Here is a 21,215-nt window from a genome sequence, read left to right as displayed (position 1 = left end):
GCCTCTCATGCTGAAGAACATTGATCCGCTGCTGACCCCCGACCTGCTCAAGGTGCTGGCCGAGATGGGCCACGACGATGCCATCGTGCTGGCTGATGCCAACTTCACCGCCATGAGTCTGGGCGCGGGCAAGCCCGTGCTGCGCCTGCCCGGCATTGGCATGGCGCGCGCCGTGCAAGCGGTGGCCAGCGTGTTGCCTCTGGCGCAGGACGTGGCCCACCCCGTGGCCTACATGCAGGTGGGCGGCACCGAGGTGCCTTACCGCTCGGCCCTGCAGCGCGAAACCTTGGACGTGCTGGCGCGCGAGGGCGTGGCCAGCGAACAGGCCGAGGGCGTGGAGCGTTTTGCGTTCTACGAGCGCGTCAAAAAAGCCTATGCCATCGTCGTCACGGGCGAGCGCCAGCCCTGGGGCAACTTCCTGCTGCGCAAGGGCGTCATCGGCGACACTCTGAACGCCTGACCGATTCATCACCATGCTGGACACCGAAGCATCTCCACCTGCCGTTGACAACGCTGCCGCCAGCCCCGCGCTGCTGCGCCAGCGCGGATCCAACCACGTGGGGCTGCGCCAGTTCAACGAGCGCGTGGTGCTGCAGGCGCTGCGCACCCACGGCAGCCTGGCCAAGGCCGAGATGGCGCGGGTCACGGGCCTCACGGCGCAGACCATCGGCCTCATCACTGCGCGGCTCGACGAAGACCAGCTGCTGCGCCGCGAAGCGCCTGTGCGTGGTCGTGTGGGCCAGCCCTCCGTGCCGATTGGCCTGAACCCTGACGGCGCGTTTGCCATCGGCATCAAGATCGGCCGCCGCAGCGCCGACTGGCTGCTGGTGGACTTCACCGGCCATGTGCGCGAGCGCATCGTGCTCGACTACGCCTTCCCCGACATCGACGTGCTGCTGCCCGCCATCCGCACACACCTGAACCAGTTGCTCGACGGCCTGGGCCCGCTGCGCTCGCGCGTGGTGGGCGTGGGCGTAGCCGCGCCGTTCCAGCTGGGTGGCTGGCACCGTATGCTGGGGCTCACCGAAGCGCAGTCCGAAGCCTGGAACAACATCGACCTGGCCGAGCAGGTGCAGCAGATGACCGAGCTGCCCGTGAGCTTTGCCAAAGACACTTCCGCCGCCTGCGTGGCCGAGCTGCTGCAGGGGCGCGGGCGCGACATCCCGAGCTTTTTGTACCTGTTCATGGACACCTTTGTAGGCGGGGGGCTGGTCATCAACTCGCACCTGCATCGGGGCCTGCACGGCAACGCAGGCGCCGTGGCCTCGCTGCCCCTGTCACCCGCGCAGCCGGGCCAGGCGCCCGCGCAGCTCATCAGCCAGGCATCCCTGTGGGAGCTGGAGCAGCGCTTTCGCGAACACGGCCTCGACCCCATGGCGGCCTACGACAAGCGTGTGCTGCAGGCCCCGTGGCTGGAACACAGCCGGGGCTGGATTGCGCGCGCTGCGGCGGGCCTGGCGCACTGCATCGTCTCGGCCACGGCGTTTTTGGACCTGGATGCCGTGGTGGTCGATGGCGCCGCAGCCCCCGAACTGCTGCAGGCCCTGTGCGAAGGTGCGCGCCACGCACTGGCCGACTACAACTGGGAAGGCCTGCACCAGCCGCCCCGGCTGGAGCTGGGCACCATGGGCTCCGACGCGCGGGCGCTGGGCGGAGCGCTGCTGCCGCTGCATGCGTGTTTTGCGCCGGATACGGACATCTTCCTCAAGGCTTGATGGTTTGCTATTGAAATAATAGCTGTTGTGGCATGTTTCACTAGCGCAGACGAGCGTTTTCAATCAAAACGACTTCCTGGCAGCCGCGCGCGCACAGTGTCCCGTCGTGGGGTGGCTGGCTTCATCGCGTCAATCAGCCAGGGGCGGTGGCGATCCCACCCTGCCGCTTGATTTGCTCGTCGTTAGCGGCCCGCCAGAATCGCCCTAGCCACTTCCGCAAACCCCGCGCCCCGTTCTCCCTGCGTCACATACCGTGGCAGATGTGAGAGCTGCGGCACAAACCGCGCGATGTTGGCCACGCCCACGCTGTGGGTGAAGTGCTGGAACATCGCCTGGTCATTGCCCGAGTCGCCCACAAACACCCAGCGGTCCAGCTCCTGCGCAAGGTCGCGGCCCAGCAGCTCGCGCACGATCCAGTTGGCACCCTGCCATTTGTTGAAGTCGCCAAAGCAGCCGTGGATGTGGATGCTGCTCACCGTGGTCTGCATGCCTTCGCGCTGCAGCAGAGCCAGCACCTGCTGCACGGTCTCCGGCGGGTGCCGGTCGAACTCGGCGTAGTCAAAGGCCAGGTCGGTCTCGCGCCCGGCGCTGTCGCGGCTCAGGGCCACACCTGGCACTTCCGAAGCCACCAGCGCGGCGATCTCACGCATGCGTGCCTGGTTGGCACTGCGCGTGGCGGCGTCTTGCTGGTAGCGCTTGACCAGCGGTGGTTGAGCGCCAGAGCCCCGGGTAAACGCCACAGCACCGTTCTCCGCCACCATGGCATCCACCGGCCAGGTCGCGCCTGCGGGCCCTGCCATGAACAGCTCGCACCATCCAATCGGCCGCCCGGTGATGGGGATGACCAACAGGCCCGCTGCCTTCAGATCAGCCAATGCCTGCAGTGCGTCGGGCGTGATGGCGCCTTCGGTGGTGAGCGTGTCGTCGATGTCGGTGAATATTCCAGTGATGGTGGAGCGGACGACCGAATTCCAGTGAGTCAGGGGCAGCATGTGGCAGATGCAGGAGGTATTCTGGCCCGATGATCAGCGCGCAGCTTGCAGGAGGGGCCTCTCGATGCAGCGGAACCACAGCATGCTGATGACAACAATTGCAACGGGAAGACAGAGCAGGAAGAGGAGCAATAACTGGGGTTCCGAAATACCAAGGGACATGCGCATTCGACCGCTGGCGTCGAGCAGGAATGTGTGAAGTAAATACAAACTGTAGGAAGCATCGCCCACTGCGACCAGCCAGGCGGGTGGTGAAAACCTGGTTTGCTCAAGGCTCAGGGCAATGATTAGAGTGGCAAGGCCTACCACCCCGAAGCTCGCCGCGCGCATGACTTCGACCCGATCAAAAAAAGGCGACAAGGAACCCAGACTGAATCCTAAGGCCATCAGCAGAAGGCACAGCGGGATGGTAATTTTGTGTGTTCGAAAGATTGAAGCGCGTCGGTCATAAGCGTGTGCCACTAGTGCCCCTGCGAGGAACTCTAGCCCCAGCCCAGTAAGTCCATACCGTAGTGGCTGGTCGCCTTCAAAAACACCTTGCGGATCTATGGTGACCCATGCGATGCCCCAAGCCGCAAGTACCAGCATTACCGAAACAATGACTTTGATCTGGTGTTGCCGCGGAAGGATTGCGATGGGAATGATCCATAGATAGAAGTAGATCTCCATTGTCAGCGACCAAGCTGGAGGCAGCCAGTTGTCCCAAATGTTGGGGTAAAGCAGAAGAGTGCTGAAAATCATCTTCTGCAGAGGCGGCAGACTCTCCTGGTATACCCAAACTGTCGTCAATGCGATGAGTAGCAGGACGGGCCAATAACCCATATAGATGCGTCGCAAACGGTTCACCACGAAACGTTTGATGCCGCTTGCAGGAATGGTGCGCAGGGCCGAGCGGTACACCACGAAGCCGCTGAGTGTGAAAAATATGTCGACCCCGGAGAAACCCCAGCGGGTGAACGCACTAGTGGTCGACAACAGTGGAACCAAGTTCCAGTGGGGGTGCATGTGGAAAAAGAGCACCATGAGCGCTGCCACGCCGCGCAGCGCCTGAATCCACAGTAAATCAGTCTGTGCAGCGGCAGTCGCACAGGCTGCGCTATTGCGAGAGCTTGATGTGCGTTCCACGATGCTCCAGGTATGGCGTACGAGAATTCAGCCTTTGTGGCGAAAGAGCCATTTAGTTGCCCCGGTAAAATTGACGACCATGCCCAGTAAACTGCCAATGCATACGTAGGTACTGAGCCATAGAGGCGATTGACTGAAGCGTGAAGCTAAGAAAGAATAAGCCGCTAGATTCACAAGGCCACCACCTAGCATAAGACCTAAGTAGCGCATATACTCGCCAAAAATATGCATGCCCGCAGAGCGATTCGCAAATGTAAACCGTCGGTTTAATATCCATGTAGCCGTAGCTGCTCCCAGAAAGGACGCTAAGCGAGCAGCATAGATGCCAATAGGCTCTCGCAATAAGGCGAGCAATGTTACATCCACCGCGAGTCCAATGATGCCCACCAATCCAAACCGCAATAGTTCGCGGGTTAGCGTCATGAGGAGTGGCTCGCCTTATTGCTGTCCGTGATACTCAAATAAACTAAGCGCTTGAGTTCGCGTCGCATCTGGGTGATGCCGTGAAGGATCAATCCACTAACGCCCGACACCACGCCGCAGAGCATCAATGCAGTCACCAGACCCAGCGTGGGAAAACGTCGCACAAGGCCTGTTTGCTCAAACTCTAGAATGATAGGGACTGCGAGTGCAACAGAAGCTGCCATAAGAAACGCACCCAACCAACCAAAGAACTGAAGTGGTTTCTCGCTCAGAACGAGACGTCCTATTGTTTTTAGAATGCGCCAACCATCCCGATAGGTTGAGAGTTTGCTGGTTGATCCTTCGGGACGAGCCCCATAGGGTGTATCGATTTCCGCACACGGCATACGCAACTCTAGTGCGTGTACGTTCAATTCGGTCTCGATCTCAAAGCCGTGTGATTGAGCTGGGAACGATTTTACATAGCGGCGCGAGAAAACACGATACCCCGACAACATGTCCCGGAAACTGCCTCCAAATATTTGCTGCACGCATCCAGTCAGAAGCTTGTTTCCCAGCCTGTGACCCGGGCGATACGTAGCCCCACCAACTCCTTGGTCTGACTCTACTCGGGCTCCGACGACCATATCTAGCCGTCCGTCAATTAGTGTCTTGATGAGCAAGCAAGCGGATGGTGCATGGTATGTGGCATCACCATCCGCCATGACGTAGATATCGGCATCAACATCTGCAAACATGCGTCGCACTACATTACCTTTGCCACGGAGCGCAACGTGAACAACGGTAGCGCCATGCTCTACAGCGACTTTGGCAGTTTGATCGGTGGAGTTGTTATCAAACACATACAGCTTGGCTTGCGGCAAAGCTGCCTTGAAGTTGTCTAAAACAATTCCGATCGCAAGCGCTTCGTTAAAGCACGGAATTATGACCGCGACATCAGGTTCAGTTCCACGGATCTTTTCCTTGTATCCATTCATGAGTTCTTGCCCAAGGTAGAAGACGCCGTGCTATTTAAATATCCAGTTGAGGAGGTTTGAGAGTACAAAACTGGGAGGAGGATCATAGGAGCTGCAAAAAATGTGAGCAAGTATCTATATTCTCCGGCTATTGAGAAAATAAAAACGGCTATTAGGTGTAATGTTAGTGTGCTGCATATAATGAAGCTGCCGTGGTCCTTATGTCTCCAAGTACGTACGCTGCCAGTAGCTACTAAAAATAATCCCAGCCATGGGGTCCATAGTATAAATCGATAGGCGAGCGAGAAATCGAACCAAGAAGATATTGCGCGATGGATAGCCCCGTTTCGAAAGCGTGGTTGGGATAGTGATTTTGTTTTGTTTAAAATTATCTCGGCGCTCGCAAGTCCTGGAATTCCGCCGTTGGCAAAAGCCGAGTACAAGAAGATATTAATGCGGCTCGCTGTAAACGCTGGAAGATTGTGCCAGAGGTTGTAGGTGAAGAATTCGCGAATGATTGTCTTCTTTGCCTTTGATGACAGACTCATTAAATTGGGTCCATCGTTAAAGTATACGAGTGGGTCCCAATAGTAGTGATCGTAGTATTGGTTGATACGATCTATGCTTTCGCCATTCGAGGTCAGGGCATCGAGCGTTTGAGGGGTTACTCGGGGCTCGTTGCGCTCCCACAGACCCATCGGGCGATGTTCCAGAAAGCCCACTGTTTCGTAGAGTGCCAAAGGAAAGATGGCGCCATGAGATTCTCTTTGAAAGTAGGTGCTCGCAAGAATGGCTGATGCACACCATGGTAGGAGGATTGCGGCTAATTTCCAGCGATCTCGTGTTGAGGAAATGGTTGCCAAAGCCACTATAGCTACTATACTAATTATTCCGTTTGGACGTGCAAAAAGTGCGAACGGAATTGTTAAAAATAGCATCCAAACAGCGGCGTGATCAATTTTTCTTGCCTTGTAGCAGCGCCAGACCTCGAATAGCATTCCAATTGATGCCATTGCGTACACCCCGTCTCCGTATAGACTGCTTGAATAATAAATAACACTAGGAGCCAGGGCGACAAAAAACAAGCAGTAAATAAAACTCTTGTACATTTCGTGGCTCAGCATCCAGCCTAAAATGCGCGCGCATACAATGGCACATAGTGTCATTTGAAAGATGATTGGAATTTCCGTCAGTCCCCAGGTGCCATATAGTAAGAGATTGTAGGCATACCAGAAAGATGGTTTTCCGGATGAAAAACCTCGATCTGTATCTACTTCTAACATAATTGCGAGACTGTCTTGTCCAAGAACGCCTGGCCAGCATGCAATCATCCAAACTGCATATGCCAAGCTCAAGGCTACTAGTAAAAATCCAAACCGCTGAAGTTCGGTCAGTTGTCGATTTTTATTTTTGAAGAAATTGAGTGGGGAGGAGCATGATAAGGCTGTCTTTTTTGTGGATGGCTTGAATTTTAGAAATTGCTTCTCAAGCCCGTGCCAACTAAGATATGCAAGAAAGGTGGTTGCTAAAAAGGCAAAGAACAGAGTTACCAAGAATCCTTGTGAGGGGAAAAGATAAAATATTATTGTTTGTTGAATCGGGAAGGCGAAAAGATATATTCCATAAGACGGATCGCCCCAGTGGCCAGCTTTCCTGATAAAAGGAGTTGATCGGGTGCCAAGATATATGATAAAAAATGGTAGGCCTATCAGGAGCGCGGTATGGTGTAAATTTGCCGTCCATGAGATTGCAGTAGCGGTAGCTATTGCCCCAGCCCATAGAGCTGGATGACGGGTCCAATTTTTTTCCAATGTCTGCAGTGCAACACCTGCCGCAAAAAAGGCACTTAATTCCCAGTTATAACTAACAATTTTTGTTAGATCGGCATTGTATTTTTGAAAAAACCAAGCGAAATAAATGAAGATACAAATTAATAGTATTGGTCGATATTTTAGTAGGCCGATTAAGCCTCCTAAGGCCAAAATGATGTAGCAACGAACCTCGATAGGAATGGTCCACAGTGAGCCGTTAACCCCCTTAGGGTAGGGATTTTCCTCAAAGACACCTGGTAAAACAAAGTGGATTTTCATCCACAGTCCCTGAAGGTAATTTGCAGTCGCTCGATGAGTGATGTAGTCTTTGAGTGGCAGCTCTGTGACCAAAGCACCCAGGCCATATGCCGTCAGAACTAGCGCGGCGGTCAGTGCTGGCCAGATGCGCAAAAAGCGCCGCAGCGCAAATCGAAAGAAATTTGGGTCACGCTGCCAACTAGCAGCGACCAAATAGCCGCTAATAATAAAAAATATTGCGACGGCCAAGCCCCCGTAGCTATGGATTCCAAAAAAGCTGGGCTCCATCTGACCCGTCAAGGCGTAATGGTGACTGATAAGCACCATAGAGGCCGCCACGATACGGATCGCGTCAAAGTTGTTGCCGGCGAATGAAGATCCCCCTGCGGGTATATGTGCTGCACTCATTTCAGTGTCAGCGCATCAAGCATTGGCCTGCAATGCCAACCCCGCATGCTCACGCAGCGGATGGAAGTGGATCTTGGGAAACCGCTCCTGCGCCAGCCGCACGTCATAGGGTGAAGTGCACAGGTAGGCCAGCGTGTCCGCCGCGTCGTGCGCCAGGCGCAGCGGGTAGGCATCGGTAAAGGCGCGCAGGTCGGCCGCGTTGTCGGCCGTGATCCAGCGCGCGCCCGTGTACTGGCAGCCTTCCAGACGCACGTCGGCGTCGTACTCGGCCTTCAGGCGGTGCTGCACCACTTCAAACTGCAGCTGGCCCACGGCGCCCAGCAGCATGTTGCCACCGGCGTCGGGCTTGAAGACCTGGATCGCGCCTTCTTCGCCCAGCTGGGCCAGGCCTTGCTGGAGCTGCTTGGTGCGCAGCGGGTTCTTGAGGACCACGGTCATGAACATTTCGGGCGCGAAGAAGGGCAGGCCGGTGAACTGCAGGTTGGCGCCGTCGGTGATGGTGTCGCCCAGCTGCACGCCGCCGTGGGTGGTGAAGCCAATGATGTCGCCCGCGTAGGCTTCTTCGACGGCCTCGCGGCGCTGGGACATGAAGGTCACCACCGATGTGGGGCGCAGCTCCTTGCCGGTGCGCTGTACCTTGAGCTTCATGCCCGGCGTGTACTTGCCGCTGGCCACGCGTACGAAGGCGATGCGGTCGCGGTGGTTGGCGTCCATGTTGGCCTGCACCTTGAACACCACGCCGGAGAAACCTTCGTCCTCGGGCTGGATGGTCTTGACGACGGGCTGTTTGTTCACCTCCAGCGTGCTCACGCGCGGGCCGGGCGGCGGGGCCATGTCCACCAGGGCGTCCAGCACTTCCATCACCCCGAAGTTGTTCACGCCGGAGCCGAAGAACACGGGGGTCAGTTTGCCGGCCAGGAAGGCTTCATGGTCCCAGGCGGGCGATGCACCGGTAGCCAGCTCCATGCTGTCCATGGCGGCGTCGAACTCTGCGCCGAAGCGGGCGCGCAGTGTGTCCACATCGGTGAGCGGAATGGATTCGAAGTCCTGCGGGCGGCGCTCGCTGCCGGACTCGAACACCGTCATGGTCTTCGTGCGCAGGTTGATGATGCCGCCGAAGCTCTTGCCCTGGCCCACGGGCCAGGTCATGGGGCAGCAGGGCATGCCCAGTTCGCGCTCCACCTCGTCCATGATGTCCAGCGGGTCGCGCACTTCGCGGTCCATCTTGTTGACGAAGGTGATGATGGGGGTGTCGCGCTGGCGGCAGACCTCGATCAGGCGGCGGGTTTGTGCTTCCACACCGTTGGCGGCGTCGATCACCATCAGCGCCGAGTCCACGGCGGTGAGCACGCGGTAAGTGTCTTCCGAGAAGTCCTTGTGGCCGGGCGTGTCGAGCAGGTTGATCACATGCTCGCGGTACAGCATCTGCATGACCGAGCTGGCCACCGAGATACCGCGCTGCTTTTCGATTTCCATCCAGTCGGACGTGGCGTGGCGGCTGGCCTTGCGGCCCTTGACGGCACCCGCGATCTGGATCGCGCCCGAGAACAGCAGCAGCTTTTCCGTCAGCGTCGTTTTACCGGCGTCGGGGTGGGAAATGATGGCAAAGGTGCGGCGGCGCCGGGTTTCTGGGGCGTAGGACACAGGGGTTCCTGAATGGGATGGGTGCGGGGCAGAGTGCCCTGCGCAAGAAATCTTCGGGCCGGGACCTGCAGGGGGCGCAGGTGCGGCAGTCGCGGGATTTTACTGTTCCGTGCAAGGCCCGGGACGGATTCACCCCGCGGGCGTGGCGCCGGAAATGCACTTGCTTTTATAATCCGCCGATCCGAGGAGCGTTGCAGCGTCCCCAGCACATGCGGGGCGTGAGGCTCGGAGTCATCTAGCAACGACGCTCATCCACTTCGCGTGCGGTGAGGCGTATCGACCATCCCCCCGCGCAGTGGCTTTTCAAACATGCTTTGGAGCACACCATCATGAACGCACGCGTCAACGCCCCGGTCAACACCGACTGCATCATTGCCGACATCGGCCTGGCCGAATGGGGCCGCAAAGAGATCCGCATCGCCGAAACTGAGATGCCCGGCCTCATGGCCATCCGCGAAGAATTCGCGGCCAAGCAGCCGCTCAAGGGCGCACGCATTACCGGCTCGCTGCACATGACCATCCAGACGGCGGTGCTGATCGAGACCCTGCAGGCGCTGGGAGCCCAAGTGCGCTGGGCCTCGTGCAACATCTTCTCCACGCAAGACCACGCCGCCGCCGCGATTGCTGCCGCTGGCACGCCTGTGTTCGCCATCAAGGGCGAAACCCTGGCCGAATACTGGGACTACACCCACCGCATCTTTGACTTCGGCGCGGCCGGCACCGACGGCGAAGGCCCCAACCTGATCCTGGACGACGGTGGCGATGCCACGCTGCTGATGCACCTGGGCAAGCGCGCCGAAAAGGACGCGTCCCTCATCGCCAACCCCACCAGCGAAGAAGAAACCTGCCTGTTCGCCTCCATCAAGGCCAAGCTGGCGCAAGACCCGACCTGGTACAGCCGCAAGAGCGCCCAGATCATCGGCGTGACCGAAGAAACCACCACGGGCGTGCACCGCCTGAAGGAAATGTCGGCCAAGGGCTCGCTGATGTTCCGCGCCATCAACGTGAACGACTCGGTGACCAAGTCCAAGTTTGACAACCTGTATGGCTGCCGTGAGTCGCTGGTGGACGGCATCAAGCGCGCCACCGACGTGATGATCGCCGGCAAGGTGGCCGTGGTGGCGGGCTACGGCGACGTGGGCAAGGGCAGCGCCCAGGCCCTGCGCGCCCTGAGCGCCCAGGTGTGGGTGACCGAGATCGACCCCATCAACGCCCTGCAGGCCGCAATGGAAGGCTACAAGGTCGTGACCATGGAATACGCTGCCGACAAGGCCGACATCTTCGTGACCACCACCGGCAACAAGGACGTGATCCGCCACGAGCACATGCTGGCCATGAAGGACCAAGCTATCGTCTGCAACATCGGCCACTTTGACAACGAAATCCAGGTCGCCACGCTCGAGCAGTACCAGTGGGAAGAGATCAAGCCCCAGGTGGACCATGTGATCTTCCCGGACGGCAAGCGCATCATCCTGCTGGCCAAGGGCCGTCTGGTGAACCTGGGCTGCGGCACGGGCCACCCCAGCTTTGTGATGTCGTCCAGCTTTGCCAACCAGACCATCGCCCAGATCGAGTTGTTCACCCACAGCGACTACTACGAAAACGGCAAGGTCTACGTGCTGCCCAAGCACCTGGACGAAAAGGTGGCGCGCCTGCACCTCAAGAAGGTGGGCGCCATGCTGACCGAGCTGACCGACGAACAGGCCGCCTACATCGGCGTGCCCAAGCAAGGCCCCTACAAGCCTGACACCTACCGCTACTGATCCCGGTGCTGTGCGCCCCGGCGACGGGGCGCGCGCACGGTGGTCTGGCGCCGTGATGCTGAGCAATGCCTGATTGCTCATAAATTGATAGCTGCTGGCGCATGATTCACTAGCGCTACCAGCCGATTTGACTCAAAAAGGATGGGCGCGATGCGCGCAGATGTGTTTTTGGTGGAACGTGGCCATGCCGCCACGCGCTCGCAGGCGCAGCGCCTGATCGCTTCGGGGGTGGAGTGGCGCTTGACGCCCTTGTCGCCCTGGAACAAGGTGGCCAAGAACGGGGATGACATCCCGTCCGTGGCCGAGGTGAGGCTGCTGGACGATGCCGAGGCCAAATACATCTCGCGTGGCGGGCTCAAGCTCGAAGGCGCCTTGCAGGCCACGGGCCTGGACGTGAAGGGCCTGCGCTGCCTGGATGTGGGGCAGAGCACCGGCGGCTTCACGGACTGCCTGTTGCAACATGGTGCGACCCAGGTGGTGGGTGTGGACGTAGGGCATGGCCAGTTGCATGAGCGCCTGCGCGATGATGTGCGCGTGGTCGGCGTGGAAGGGCTCAACGCCCGCGCCATGACGGCCGAGTCGCTGCTCGAAGGCTGTGAAGCGGCCTTGTCTGAAGAGCTGGTGCAAGACCATGAAGACAACGACACCCAGCCGGTCGCTCCTTACAGCTGGATGCGCAACGGCGGTCTGGTCGATGAAGAATACGACGACAGCGACGATGCCAAAGAGCAAGACGTAGAAGCCTTCAAAGCCGAGCGCGCAGCCAAGGCCCGCGCGCGGGCCGAGGGCACTTTGCCGGTGGTGCGCCAGCGCCGAGAGGGGCGAGAGGATGTGCGGGTCACGCCCGTGTTTGACCTGGTGACGGGCGACCTGTCATTCATCTCGCTCACCCTGGTGCTGCCTGCACTGGTGCCGTTGCTCGCGCCGCAGGGTGACTTGGTCATGCTGGTCAAGCCCCAGTTTGAATTGCAGCCGGGGCAGGTGGGCAAGGGCGGCATCGTGCGCGACGAGTCCTTGTATGCGGTGGTGGAACAGCGCATCCGCGACTGCTGCGTAGCGCTGGGCCTGGAAGTGCGGGCGTGGATCGACAGCCCGATCCAGGGCGGTGATGGCAATCGAGAATTTTTTGTACACGCAAGGAGAGCCACATGAATGCAGCCCACGCGCAAGGCACCGGGTTTCCGGTGAGTTTCGAGTTTTTCCCGCCCAAGACGCCTGAAGGCGCCGACAAGCTGCGCGTGGCGCGCCAGCAGCTGTATGCACTGCATCCGGACTTCTGCTCGGTGACCTATGGCGCGGGGGGCTCCACGCAAGAAGGTACGTTTGGCACGGTGCGCGAGATCCTGTCCGAAGGCGTGGTCGCTGCTTCGCACTTTTCGTGCATCGGGGCCACGCGTCAGTCGGTGCGCGAGCAGCTGGCCACGCTCAAGGCCATGGGCGTCAAGCGCCTGGTGGCACTGCGCGGCGACCTGCCCAGCGGCTACGGGGCGGGCGGCGAGTTCCAGTACGCCAGCGACCTGGTGGCCTTCATCCGCGCCGAAACGGGTCGGGACTTCCACATCGAGGTGGCGGCCTACCCCGAGGTGCATCCCCAGGCCAAGTCTCCCGATGCGGACCTGCAGGCCTACGTGACCAAGGTGCGTGCGGGGGCGGACTCTGCCATCACCCAGTATTTCTACAACAGTGATGCGTATTTCCGCTTTGTGGAAGACGCGCACCGCCTGGGCGCTGACGTGCCGGTGGTGCCGGGCATCATGCCCATTTCCAGCTCCACGCAGCTGATGCGGTTCTCGGACGCCTGCGGTGCCGAGATTCCGCGCTGGATCCGTCTGCGCCTGCAGTCGTTTGGGGACGACACCGCCAGCATCAAGGCGTTTGGCCTGGATGTGGTGACCGACCTGTGCGACCAGCTGCGCACGGCCGGGGTGCCCGCGCTGCACTTCTACACCATGAACCAAAGCGCCGCGACGCTGGAAATCTGTCGCCGGCTGGGGATTTGATGGCAGGGGGCGCCAAGCCTCCCGGGGGCCGTCGCGGCGCTGCCCTGCTGGTGCTGCTGCGGCGGACTATGGGTCTGTGGCTGCTGTGCAGCGCCTTCACTGCTGCGCACGCCCAAGGGCTGCAAGCAGAGCCGGACGCGCTGGCCCCCAACCTGCTGTCCGTACCGGGGGAGGCGATGCTGATCGATCCCCCGGCCAAACCGGAACCCACCACTCCCGGCGGGTCGCCGCTCAGCCTGGAGGCGGACGAGGTGGGGCTGGCCTCGTGGTACGGGGCGCAGTTCCACCGGCGGCGTACCGCCAGTGGGGAGCTGTTCGACATGCGTGCGCTCACGGCGGCACACCCCACGCTGCCCTTTGGCTCCCGCGTGTGTGTGCGCAGTCAGGCTACGGGGCGTACGGTGATCGTGCGCATCAACGACCGCGGGCCCCACACCCGCAACCGGGTGATCGACCTGAGCCGGGGCGCCGCCGAGGCGTTGGGCATGGTGGGCCTGGGGCTCAAGCCGGTGGAGCTGTTCGCCCTGCAGGACGACGACAAGGATTGTCCGGCGGCACCTTGACGCCAGGCAGAGTACCGGAAGGGGCGGTCAGCCGCCCGATTCCAGCGTGTGGGTGGCGTGTTTGTCCTGTGCTAGCAGCTCGGCCATCTGGGGCAGGGCGTCTTTAAGCGCGGCCTTGAGGGTGTAGGGCGGGTTGATCAGGAACATGCCGCTGGCCGGCAGGCCGGGGCGTTTGGTGTCGCCCGTGACGGTTTCCGTGATCTTGCTCGACTTGACGGTGAGCGTGGCGTGCAGCCAGCTCTTGCCCGCCTTGGTGGCCAGTGTCTTCAGGCGGCGGGGCAGGTCGTGGGCTTCGGGGCGCGGGATGATGGGGTACCAGAACGCATAGGTGCCCGTGGCAAAACGCTTGAGCGAATCGGCCGCCATGTCGAGCACCTTGGCGTAGTCGCTCTTGATTTCATAGCTGGGATCGCACAGCACCAGTGCGCGACGGGCCGGTGGAGGCAAAAACTTCTTGATGCCCTCAAAGCCGTCTTCGTGCAGCACCGCCACCTGGCGGCCTGCCTCCAGCTGGGCCACGTTGCCGGCCAGCGCGCGCAGGTCGGTGGGGTGCAGCTCAAACAGCTTGAGCTTGTCGTGGCTACGCAGCAGGCGCTGGGTGATGAAGGGTGAGCCGGGGTACACGCGCAGCGCCTTGCCCTGGTTGAAGTCGCCCACCATGTCCACATAGGCCTGCAGGGCTGGGGTGAGGGCAGGCGTGGTTGGTGCAAACAGCCGGGCCACGCCGTCGGCGGCTTCGCCGCTGGTGCTGGCATAGTCCCCGTCCAGCCGGTACAGGCCTGCGCCTGCATGGGTGTCCAGCACGGTCAGCGCCGCGTCTTTCTCGGTAAGGTGTTGCAAGGCAGCAATCAAAACGGTGTGCTTGAGCACATCGGCATGGTTGCCTGCGTGGAAGGCGTGGCGATAACTGAACATGACCCAATGGTAACGAGTGTGTTGTGCGTCGGGGCAGCGCCCTCGTCCGGGCGCGGCACAATCGGGGGTCTTGTGGTGGCGGGGGACGTGATGTTTTTGGCAGACAGGCCGTCCTTTGTTAGCCATTTGTTGCCAAATCCGGTGCGGCCATGCCTCATGATCGCGCCTGCGGTGGGGTCCGCTTTCCGCCGTTGCGCTTGTTGTCCCATTGATTTGCCTGTGAAATTGCCAGCCCGCCCCGTCTTCCGACCATGACCGAAAGCTCCAGCACAGCCCCCGCCAGTGGTGTCAGCCATATCGATGCGCTGCCCCCTGGCACACGCTTGGCGGAGTTCGAGATCCTGGGTTTGCTGGGGGTGGGCGGTTTTGGCATGGTCTACAAGGCGTTTGACCATTCCCTGCACCGGGCGGTGGCCATCAAGGAATACATGCCGTCGGCGCTGGCTGGTCGCTCGCAGGGGCAATCGCTCTGGGTGCGGTCTTCGTCCGATCAGCAAACCTTCCAGGCCGGCCTGGTGTCTTTTGTGGGCGAGGCGCGGCTGCTGGCGCAGTTTGACCACCCCTCGCTGGTCAAGGTGTTCCGCTTCTGGGAGGCCAACAACACGGCCTATATGGTCATGCCGCTGTATTCGGGCATGACGTTCAAGCAGGCCCGTGCCCAGATGCGCACGCCGCCGCCCGAGGCCTGGCTGCGCAAGCTGCTGTGGTCGGTGCTGGATGCGCTGCGTGTGCTGCACGACGGCAACACGCTGCACCGCGACATCTCGCCAGACAACATCTTCCTTCAAGACAACGGCCCGCCGGTGCTGCTGGACCTTGGTGCCGCCCGGCACGCCATCAATGACCAGGACCGCAAGCACACGGCCGTGCTCAAGGTGAATTACGCGCCCATCGAGCAGTATTCCGACGGTGACGAGGAACTGCGCCAGGGGCCTTGGAGCGATCTGTACTCTCTGGCAGCGGTCATGCACGGCTGTCTGGCCAACGACACGCCCCTGCCTGCCACGCTGCGCTCTATCCGCGACCGCATGGTGTCCTTCTCCCGCATCGCCAAGACCGTCAAGCGGCAGTTCGGTGTGGAGTATTCGGCGCCGTTTGTCGCTGCGATATCGCAGTCCCTGGCTCTGCGGCCCGAGGACCGGCCGCAGAGCATCGATGCCTTTCTCCAGGCCATGGAGATGACCTCGGCGCCGGACGATGTGCAGCACTTCGACTTTCGGGCGGAACTGGGCGACATCTGGGTGGAGCCCGCCGACCAGCCTGGCCCGGGGCTGCCCACGCCCACCGTGGATGTGACCTCTGCCCCCGGCATCGTGGCCGAGATCCAGGCGCAAGCCCAGCGCGCGGAATCAGTCGCAGCGGCACCGTCCCCGGTGCAGGCGGGCCGCCCTGGCGATGACTTTGGCGCGGACACGGTCATGCTGGCCGGTCCTGACACGGTGGCGGCCGATGCGGGCGACACGGTGTTCATCGACGCTGGCGACACCGTGGTCGCTGAGGACGATTCCCGCTTTGAGGACCTGCCGCACCACCGCTCGCCGGGCGCCAGCGGGTCGCGCGCGGCGGACCGGCGGTCCGCACCCTTGGAGCGGGATCTGGTGCGTGGCAACGGCAAGCCCACATCCTCATCGCGGCGTTCGCCCTTGGTGGCGGGCATTGTGGTGGCGGCGCTGGTGGCCGTGGTCGCCGGAGGCGCTTGGCGCTGGAGCCAAAGCAGCAAACCGCCGCGCGATGACATCATCACCGAGATGGCCGAGCCGCCAGCGGCAGGGGCTTCGTCAGCGGCTACACTGGTGGACGTCAGTGCGCCTGGGACGGCAGGCGCAGACGCAGCGGCCGTGGCCTCGGAAGGTGCTGACACGCCGGCCGACACGGCTTCCGCCGCCGTAGCTGCACCCGCCTTTGTGGTCGCCTCGGCGCCCAAGCCCTCCGCCCGTGTCACCAAGCGTGTGACTGCCGAGCCGGCCCCCACCCCCATCGTGGTGCACGAAGAGCCTGTGCCTGCGCCGCCCCCTGTGGTGGCCGAACCCAAGCCCCGTCCTGCGCCGCCACCCCGCCTGCCTTCGCCGCAGGAGGTGTGCGCTGACGCCAATTTCCTGGCCCGCCCCATGTGTATCCACCAGGAGTGCCAGAAACCGTCCCAGGCCAATCAAGCCATTTGCGTGGAGAACCGCCGTCGGTACGAAGCCGAAGAGCAGCGCCGCCGCCAGACGCCCAACTGACCGCTTTGGGGCTTGGACTGGGGGCCACTTGCGCGGCGGCCGCGCTCTTTCGTATAATGGAAGGCTTCGCAGCGCTTTTGTGGTCCCGCGGCGAAGACTGTTTGCCACCTAAGAGGCTTCCTTCAGAGAAGCACCGACCGTGGAAAAGGACCCGCCAAACCCCTCTTTCAAGAGAAAACTCATGACAACTACTTTCAGCGCAAAGCCCGCTGAGGTCGTGCACGAGTGGTTTGTGATTGACGCGACCAACAAGGTCCTCGGACGAGTAGCCAGCGAAGTTGCTCTCCGTTTGCGCGGCAAACACAAGGCCATTTACACGCCTCACGTCGATACCGGTGACTTCATCGTCGTTATCAACGCAGCCCAACTCAAGGTCACCGGCACCAAGTCCCTGGACAAGGTGTACTACCGTCACTCGGGTTACCCCGGCGGTATCACGGCCACGAACTTCCGCGACATGCAAGCCAAGCACCCCGGCCGCGCGCTGGAGAAGGCTGTCAAGGGCATGCTGCCCAAGGGTCCCCTTGGCTACGCGATGATCAAGAAACTCAAGGTGTACGGTGGTGCTGAGCATCCACACACCGCCCAGCAGCCCAAAGTGCTGGAAATCTAAGGAGCCTTGAGATGATTGGTGAATGGAACAATGGCACCGGCCGTCGCAAGTCCAGCGTCGCCCGCGTGTTTCTGAAAAAAGGCTCCGGCAAGATCACTGTGAATGGCAAAGACATTCAGCAGTACTTCGGCCGTGAGACCTCGATCATGATTGCCAAGCAACCGCTGGCGTTGACCAACCATGTCGAAACCTTCGACATCCAGATCAACGTGCACGGCGGCGGTGAATCCGGCCAGGCTGGCGCTGCCCGCCACGGCATCACCCGCGCCCTGATCGATTACGACGCATCCCTCAAGTCCGTCCTGAGCCAAGCCGGCTTCGTGACCCGTGATGCACGTGAAGTCGAACGTAAGAAGGTCGGTCTGCACTCCGCACGCCGCGCCAAGCAGTTCTCCAAGCGTTAAGTTTTGGGCCCTGCCGGATGCTGCCCTGGGCAGCATCCACTGCAAAGTGCTCCCTGCGAGTGCTTTACAGAGAAAAACCGCCTTCGGGCGGTTTTTTCGTTTATGGTGCGCTCTTTTCTTTTTTGGGGAGCGCCTTCCCGGGCCTGCCCGTCGAGCCCATGCGCTTTCGCCTGCTTCGCCGTCGGTTGACCATCAGCGCCCCCCGGGTGGCCATCCGCAGCGCCTTGCCCTGGCCCTTTCGCTGGCTGGCCCTGGCCGTGGTCATGGGTTTTTGTGCCGCCGTGGCGTTGTGGGCCTTCGAGTTCGGCAAGTCCATTGCCGGGATCGATACCGTGTCCCGCGATGAAGTGGTTCAGATGAGGGCAGAGATCAGCCGCCTTCGCGAAGAGGGCCAGGAGCGCCAGACGGTGGCGTTGACTGCCGAAAGTTTGCTGGCCACCGAGCGCGCCGCCAAGGAAAGCCTGATGGCCCAGGTGCGCCAGCTTGAAGCCGACAACCGCACGCTGCGCGAGGATCTGGGCTTCTTCGAAAAGCTGATCCCTGCCGCCAAGACCGATGGGCTGGCCATTCGCGCGCTGCAGGCGGAGGTGCTGGGCGGGATGCAACTGCGCTGGCAGGTGCTGGTCATCCAGGCGGCCCGCAATGCACCCGAGTTCAATGGGCGCCTGGAACTGGTGCTGGCGGGCACGCTGGACGGCAAACCGTGGACTCAGACCCAGCCCCCCCAGGGCCAGCCGCTGCAGGTCAAGCAGTACCGCCGCATCGAGGGGGTGCTCGATCTGCCCCCCCAGGCCGTGGTAAAAACCGTGACCGCGCGCGTGCTGGAGGGCGCCACCGTACGCACCAGCCAGACCATGGCCATCGAATAGTGCGGGTGGACGGTGGATGCGCTGATCTGGTTTCGATGCCCTCGCCCAGGCAACCTACGCAGCAGCCGCTGCCCACAACCTGCCGATTTGCTGGCACGTTTTCCATTCGCAAGCGGGCTTCTGTACCGCCTGCTCCTTCAGGAGTCTTCCGACCATGTTCTCGCGCAAAAAGCAGCCACCCATCAAAAGCCTGGTGGCACAGGGCACCAAGATCGAAGGCAATGTGCATTTTGCCGAGGGCATGCGCATTGATGGCGATGTGGTCGGCGATATCCGGGCGGCCGCGGACCAGCCCAGCATCCTGGTGATCTCCGAAACCGCGCGGGTCGAGGGCGCGGTGCATGCCGACCACGTGATCATCAACGGCCAGGTGCTGGGCCCCGTGCATGCGGGCGAACTGCTGGAGCTGCAGCCCAAGGCGCAGATCACCGGCAATGTGCATTACAAGGCGCTGGAGATGCACCAAGGGGCCGTGATCGCGGGGCAGTTGATTCCCACGGCGGTGCTGGTGGAAGAAAAGCCCCCACTGAAGTTAGCGTCAAACAGCCAGTGATCTGAATTCCCGAGAGGTTTGCAGTAGTATTCCGTACAAACCCTGAACCCGGAGTACCCCATGAGCGCAGTTGCCGAAAACATCCAGACCGAAATGCCCGCCCCCATTCTGTTCACCGACAGCGCGGCGGCCAAGGTGGCGGACCTGATTGCCGAAGAAGGCAACCCCGACCTGAAGCTGCGGGTGTTTGTGCAGGGCGGCGGCTGCTCCGGCTTCCAGTACGGGTTCACTTTTGATGAAATCACGAACGAAGACGACACCACCATGACCAAGAACGGTGTGTCGCTGCTCATCGACGCCATGAGCTACCAGTACCTGGTGGGCGCCGAGATCGACTACAAGGAAGACCTGCAAGGCGCGCAGTTCGTGATCAAGAACCCCAACGCCACGACCACCTGCGGCTGCGGCTCCAGCTTCTCGGCGTGAGGATCGTCGTGCCAGGCAAAGACCTGCACCCCCGCCGCTGACTGAATGAACCGCCTTCGGGCGGTTTTTTCATGGGGCCGCTTGTTTCGTTTGGAAAGCTCTGCAACCCATGCATCAGGAACCCTCCCAGAAAGTGCTGCTGTGGCTGGTGGCCGTCGGCTTTTTCATGCAGACGCTGGACGCCACCATCGTCAACACCGCGCTGCCCGCCATGGCGCAGAGCCTGGGCGAGAGCCCGCTGCGCATGCAGTCGGTGGTTGTGGCGTACTCGCTGGCCATGGCGATGCTGATCCCGGCGTCCGGCTGGGTGGCCGACCGGTTTGGTGCGCGCCGGGTGTACTTTCTGGCCATCGTGTTTTTTGTGGCGGGCTCGGTGTTCTGTGCGCTGTCGCACAGCCTGACCCAGCTGGTGGCCGCCCGGGTGCTCCAGGGGCTGGGGGGCGCGCTGCTGCTGCCCGTGGGGCGCCTGGTGGTGCTGCGCACTTTCCCGCGCGAGAAGTTCTTGCAGGCCATGAGTTTTGTGGCGATCCCAGGGCTGATCGGCCCGCTGATCGGACCGACCCTGGGCGGCTGGTTAGTGGAGGTGGCGTCGTGGCACTGGATCTTTCTGATCAACGTACCGGTGGGGCTGGTGGGCTGTGCCGCCACCATGCGCTACATGCCCGGGGTGGTTGCGCCGACGGTGGCACGGTTTGACCTGGCGGGCTATCTGATGCTCGCCTTTGGCATGGTGGCGCTGTCGCTGGCGCTGGACGGTCTGGCCAGCCTGGGGCTGCGGCAGGCGAGTGTGCTGGTGCTCATGATCTTCGGTCTGGCGAGCCTGGTGGCCTACTGGCTGCACGCGGCGCGGCGGCCTGACCCTCTGTTTCCGCCCCGGCTGTTCTCCGTCGACACCTTGCGCATCGGGCTGCTGGGCAATCTGTTTGCGCGGCTGGGCAGCTCGTGCATGCCGTTCCTGATTCCGTTGCTGCTGCAGGTCACCATGGGCTATTCGCCGCTGCAGGCGGGCATGATGATGCTGCCCGTGGCGGTGGCGGGCATGTCCATGAAGCGTTTCACCACCACGCTGATCACCCGCTTTGGCTACCGCCAGGTGCTGGTGGGCAATACGCTGCTGGTGGGGGTGACCATGGCCAGCTTCGGGCTGGCGGCGCCCTCGCAACCGCTGTGGGTACATGTGGTGCAGCTGGCGGTGTTCGGGGCGGTGAACTCGCTGCAGTTCACGGCCATGAACACCGTGACCCTGAAGGACCTGGGGCACGACATGGCCAGCAGCGGCAACAGCCTGCTGTCGATGGTGCAGATGGTGGCCATGGGCATGGGGGTGGCTGCGGCAGGGGCCGTGTTGGCGGCGTTCACCGATTTCTTCCAGCCTCCGGGCACAGCGCAGACCCTGCAAGCCTTTCAGGCCACGTTTGCCTGCATGGGGTTGATCACGGTGGCTTCAGCGGGCATCTTCTGGCAACTGTCGCCGCAAGACCGGTCCGGCACCCAAGTGGGGGCCTCGGTCGATGCCGGGGACCACGGCTAGTCGCCCTGCCCAAGGCTGCGTAGA

Annotated in this window: 20 protein-coding genes and 1 riboswitch; of the genes, 13 read left to right on the top strand and 7 right to left on the bottom strand. The window is 61.4% G+C overall.

Features of this window, described 5'->3' with window-relative positions; all coding sequences use genetic code 11:
* Positions 1 to 7 precede the first annotated feature (7 nt).
* Both ACOYR4_RS19825 and ACOYR4_RS19820 read left to right on the top strand, forming a co-directional pair.
* A complete protein-coding gene (locus ACOYR4_RS19825) occupies positions 8 to 460 on the top strand; it encodes an RbsD/FucU family protein (protein ID WP_422847798.1) in 453 nt (150 codons plus the stop codon).
* A 13-nt stretch (positions 461 to 473) separates the two neighbouring features.
* Positions 474 to 1,715: an ROK family transcriptional regulator gene (locus ACOYR4_RS19820; protein ID WP_422847797.1), complete on the top strand. Its 1,242-nt coding sequence runs from the start codon at positions 474 to 476 to the stop codon at positions 1,713 to 1,715.
* A 182-nt stretch (positions 1,716 to 1,897) separates the two neighbouring features.
* On the opposite strand, the gene ACOYR4_RS19815 is transcribed toward ACOYR4_RS19820, so the two are convergent.
* From ACOYR4_RS19815 to ACOYR4_RS19790, 6 genes are read right to left on the bottom strand one after another with little or no spacing between them, the layout of a single operon-like run.
* Positions 1,898 to 2,707 carry an HAD-IIB family hydrolase gene (locus ACOYR4_RS19815; RefSeq protein WP_422847796.1) on the bottom strand — a complete coding sequence of 270 codons (810 nt, stop codon included), beginning with the start codon at positions 2,705 to 2,707 and terminating at the stop codon, positions 1,898 to 1,900.
* Positions 2,708 to 2,740: 33 nt separating this feature from the next.
* Positions 2,741 to 3,832: an acyltransferase family protein gene (locus ACOYR4_RS19810; RefSeq protein WP_422847795.1), complete on the bottom strand. Its 1,092-nt coding sequence runs from the start codon at positions 3,830 to 3,832 to the stop codon at positions 2,741 to 2,743.
* 27 nt (positions 3,833 to 3,859) lie between these two features.
* Entirely contained in the window at positions 3,860 to 4,255 is a 396-nt protein-coding gene (locus ACOYR4_RS19805) for a GtrA family protein (protein ID WP_422847794.1), read from the bottom strand.
* On the bottom strand, positions 4,252 to 5,232 hold the full coding sequence (locus ACOYR4_RS19800; RefSeq protein WP_422847793.1) for a glycosyltransferase family 2 protein: 981 nt from the start codon (positions 5,230 to 5,232) through the stop codon (positions 4,252 to 4,254). The genes ACOYR4_RS19805 and ACOYR4_RS19800 overlap by 4 nt, the downstream gene beginning before the upstream one ends.
* Positions 5,229 to 7,688, bottom strand: coding sequence for an acyltransferase family protein (locus tag ACOYR4_RS19795; RefSeq protein WP_422847792.1), 2,460 nt, complete (start codon positions 7,686 to 7,688; stop codon positions 5,229 to 5,231). Before ACOYR4_RS19795 ends, ACOYR4_RS19800 begins: the two co-directional genes overlap by 4 nt.
* 15 nt (positions 7,689 to 7,703) lie before the next feature.
* Entirely contained in the window at positions 7,704 to 9,332 is a 1,629-nt protein-coding gene (locus tag ACOYR4_RS19790) for a peptide chain release factor 3 (RefSeq protein ID WP_422847791.1), read from the bottom strand.
* A gap of 177 nt (positions 9,333 to 9,509) precedes the next feature.
* Positions 9,510 to 9,589: riboswitch (S-adenosyl-L-homocysteine riboswitch) on the top strand.
* A gap of 72 nt (positions 9,590 to 9,661) precedes the next feature.
* Between ACOYR4_RS19790 and ahcY the strand changes: the two genes are divergently transcribed.
* The 4 genes from ahcY to ACOYR4_RS19770 all read left to right on the top strand — a co-directional run bounded on the left by ahcY (position 9,662) and on the right by ACOYR4_RS19770 (position 13,658).
* Entirely contained in the window at positions 9,662 to 11,095 is a 1,434-nt protein-coding gene (gene ahcY, locus ACOYR4_RS19785) for an adenosylhomocysteinase (RefSeq protein ID WP_110960404.1), read from the top strand.
* A 150-nt stretch (positions 11,096 to 11,245) separates the two neighbouring features.
* The gene (locus ACOYR4_RS19780; RefSeq protein ID WP_422847790.1) at positions 11,246 to 12,247 is read left to right on the top strand and encodes a TlyA family RNA methyltransferase; all 1,002 of its coding nucleotides are present in this window, start codon (positions 11,246 to 11,248) and stop codon (positions 12,245 to 12,247) included.
* Positions 12,244 to 13,095: a methylenetetrahydrofolate reductase [NAD(P)H] gene (metF, locus tag ACOYR4_RS19775; protein ID WP_422847789.1), complete on the top strand. Its 852-nt coding sequence runs from the start codon at positions 12,244 to 12,246 to the stop codon at positions 13,093 to 13,095. The genes ACOYR4_RS19780 and metF overlap by 4 nt, the downstream gene beginning before the upstream one ends.
* A 68-nt stretch (positions 13,096 to 13,163) precedes the next feature.
* Positions 13,164 to 13,658, top strand: a complete 495-nt coding sequence (locus tag ACOYR4_RS19770; RefSeq protein ID WP_422847788.1) for a septal ring lytic transglycosylase RlpA family protein — start codon at positions 13,164 to 13,166, stop codon at positions 13,656 to 13,658.
* Positions 13,659 to 13,685: 27 nt separating this feature from the next.
* Here ACOYR4_RS19770 and ACOYR4_RS19765 read toward each other — a convergent pair whose 3' ends face one another.
* Positions 13,686 to 14,573, bottom strand: a complete 888-nt coding sequence (locus ACOYR4_RS19765; RefSeq protein WP_015015722.1) for a 23S rRNA (adenine(2030)-N(6))-methyltransferase RlmJ — start codon at positions 14,571 to 14,573, stop codon at positions 13,686 to 13,688.
* Between the two features lie 251 nt (positions 14,574 to 14,824).
* Between ACOYR4_RS19765 and ACOYR4_RS19760 the strand changes: the two genes are divergently transcribed.
* The 7 genes from ACOYR4_RS19760 to mdtD all read left to right on the top strand — a co-directional run bounded on the left by ACOYR4_RS19760 (position 14,825) and on the right by mdtD (position 21,191).
* Positions 14,825 to 16,795 (top strand): serine/threonine protein kinase, encoded by a 1,971-nt coding sequence (locus ACOYR4_RS19760; protein ID WP_422847787.1) that lies wholly within the window; start codon positions 14,825 to 14,827, stop codon positions 16,793 to 16,795.
* Positions 16,796 to 16,976: 181 nt separating this feature from the next.
* The gene (gene rplM / locus ACOYR4_RS19755) at positions 16,977 to 17,408 is read left to right on the top strand and encodes a 50S ribosomal protein L13 (RefSeq protein ID WP_015015720.1); all 432 of its coding nucleotides are present in this window, start codon (positions 16,977 to 16,979) and stop codon (positions 17,406 to 17,408) included.
* Between the two features lie 11 nt (positions 17,409 to 17,419).
* Positions 17,420 to 17,812: a 30S ribosomal protein S9 gene (gene rpsI, locus ACOYR4_RS19750; RefSeq protein WP_110960312.1), complete on the top strand. Its 393-nt coding sequence runs from the start codon at positions 17,420 to 17,422 to the stop codon at positions 17,810 to 17,812.
* A 158-nt stretch (positions 17,813 to 17,970) separates the two neighbouring features.
* A complete protein-coding gene (locus ACOYR4_RS19745; protein ID WP_110960311.1) occupies positions 17,971 to 18,681 on the top strand; it encodes a DUF6776 family protein in 711 nt (236 codons plus the stop codon).
* Between the two features lie 154 nt (positions 18,682 to 18,835).
* The gene (locus tag ACOYR4_RS19740) at positions 18,836 to 19,234 is read left to right on the top strand and encodes a bactofilin family protein (RefSeq protein ID WP_060986949.1); all 399 of its coding nucleotides are present in this window, start codon (positions 18,836 to 18,838) and stop codon (positions 19,232 to 19,234) included.
* 60 nt (positions 19,235 to 19,294) lie between these two features.
* A complete protein-coding gene (gene erpA, locus ACOYR4_RS19735) occupies positions 19,295 to 19,660 on the top strand; it encodes an iron-sulfur cluster insertion protein ErpA (RefSeq protein ID WP_008907234.1) in 366 nt (121 codons plus the stop codon).
* Positions 19,661 to 19,769: 109 nt separating this feature from the next.
* Positions 19,770 to 21,191, top strand: coding sequence for a multidrug transporter subunit MdtD (mdtD, locus tag ACOYR4_RS19730; RefSeq protein ID WP_422847786.1), 1,422 nt, complete (start codon positions 19,770 to 19,772; stop codon positions 21,189 to 21,191).
* The last annotated feature ends 24 nt before the right edge of the window (positions 21,192 to 21,215 follow it).

The sequence above is a fragment of the Acidovorax sp. M14 genome, from assembly GCF_049331375.1.
GTDB lineage: Bacteria > Pseudomonadota > Gammaproteobacteria > Burkholderiales > Burkholderiaceae_C > Acidovorax.
Note: the sequence above shows the minus strand (reverse complement) of the source record. Positions and strands in the feature narration are given on the sequence as shown.

Excerpts from the sequence above, each read along its gene's own strand:
- ACOYR4_RS19825 (WP_422847798.1), top strand. The coding sequence starts at position 8 with ATGCTGAAGAACATTGATCCGCTGCTGACCCCCGACCTGCTCAAGGTG.
- ACOYR4_RS19820 (WP_422847797.1), top strand. The coding sequence starts at position 474 with ATGCTGGACACCGAAGCATCTCCACCTGCCGTTGACAACGCTGCCGCC.
- ACOYR4_RS19815 (WP_422847796.1), bottom strand. The coding sequence starts at position 2,707 with ATGCTGCCCCTGACTCACTGGAATTCGGTCGTCCGCTCCACCATCACT.
- ACOYR4_RS19805 (WP_422847794.1), bottom strand. The coding sequence starts at position 4,255 with ATGACGCTAACCCGCGAACTATTGCGGTTTGGATTGGTGGGCATCATT.
- ACOYR4_RS19800 (WP_422847793.1), bottom strand. The coding sequence starts at position 5,232 with ATGAATGGATACAAGGAAAAGATCCGTGGAACTGAACCTGATGTCGCG.
- ACOYR4_RS19795 (WP_422847792.1), bottom strand. The coding sequence starts at position 7,688 with ATGAGTGCAGCACATATACCCGCAGGGGGATCTTCATTCGCCGGCAAC.
- ahcY (WP_110960404.1), top strand. The coding sequence starts at position 9,662 with ATGAACGCACGCGTCAACGCCCCGGTCAACACCGACTGCATCATTGCC.
- ACOYR4_RS19780 (WP_422847790.1), top strand. The coding sequence starts at position 11,246 with ATGCGCGCAGATGTGTTTTTGGTGGAACGTGGCCATGCCGCCACGCGC.
- metF (WP_422847789.1), top strand. The coding sequence starts at position 12,244 with ATGAATGCAGCCCACGCGCAAGGCACCGGGTTTCCGGTGAGTTTCGAG.
- ACOYR4_RS19770 (WP_422847788.1), top strand. The coding sequence starts at position 13,164 with ATGGGTCTGTGGCTGCTGTGCAGCGCCTTCACTGCTGCGCACGCCCAA.
- ACOYR4_RS19765 (WP_015015722.1), bottom strand. The coding sequence starts at position 14,573 with ATGTTCAGTTATCGCCACGCCTTCCACGCAGGCAACCATGCCGATGTG.
- ACOYR4_RS19760 (WP_422847787.1), top strand. The coding sequence starts at position 14,825 with ATGACCGAAAGCTCCAGCACAGCCCCCGCCAGTGGTGTCAGCCATATC.
- rplM (WP_015015720.1), top strand. The coding sequence starts at position 16,977 with ATGACAACTACTTTCAGCGCAAAGCCCGCTGAGGTCGTGCACGAGTGG.
- rpsI (WP_110960312.1), top strand. The coding sequence starts at position 17,420 with ATGATTGGTGAATGGAACAATGGCACCGGCCGTCGCAAGTCCAGCGTC.
- ACOYR4_RS19745 (WP_110960311.1), top strand. The coding sequence starts at position 17,971 with ATGCGCTTTCGCCTGCTTCGCCGTCGGTTGACCATCAGCGCCCCCCGG.
- ACOYR4_RS19740 (WP_060986949.1), top strand. The coding sequence starts at position 18,836 with ATGTTCTCGCGCAAAAAGCAGCCACCCATCAAAAGCCTGGTGGCACAG.
- erpA (WP_008907234.1), top strand. The coding sequence starts at position 19,295 with ATGAGCGCAGTTGCCGAAAACATCCAGACCGAAATGCCCGCCCCCATT.
- mdtD (WP_422847786.1), top strand. The coding sequence starts at position 19,770 with ATGCATCAGGAACCCTCCCAGAAAGTGCTGCTGTGGCTGGTGGCCGTC.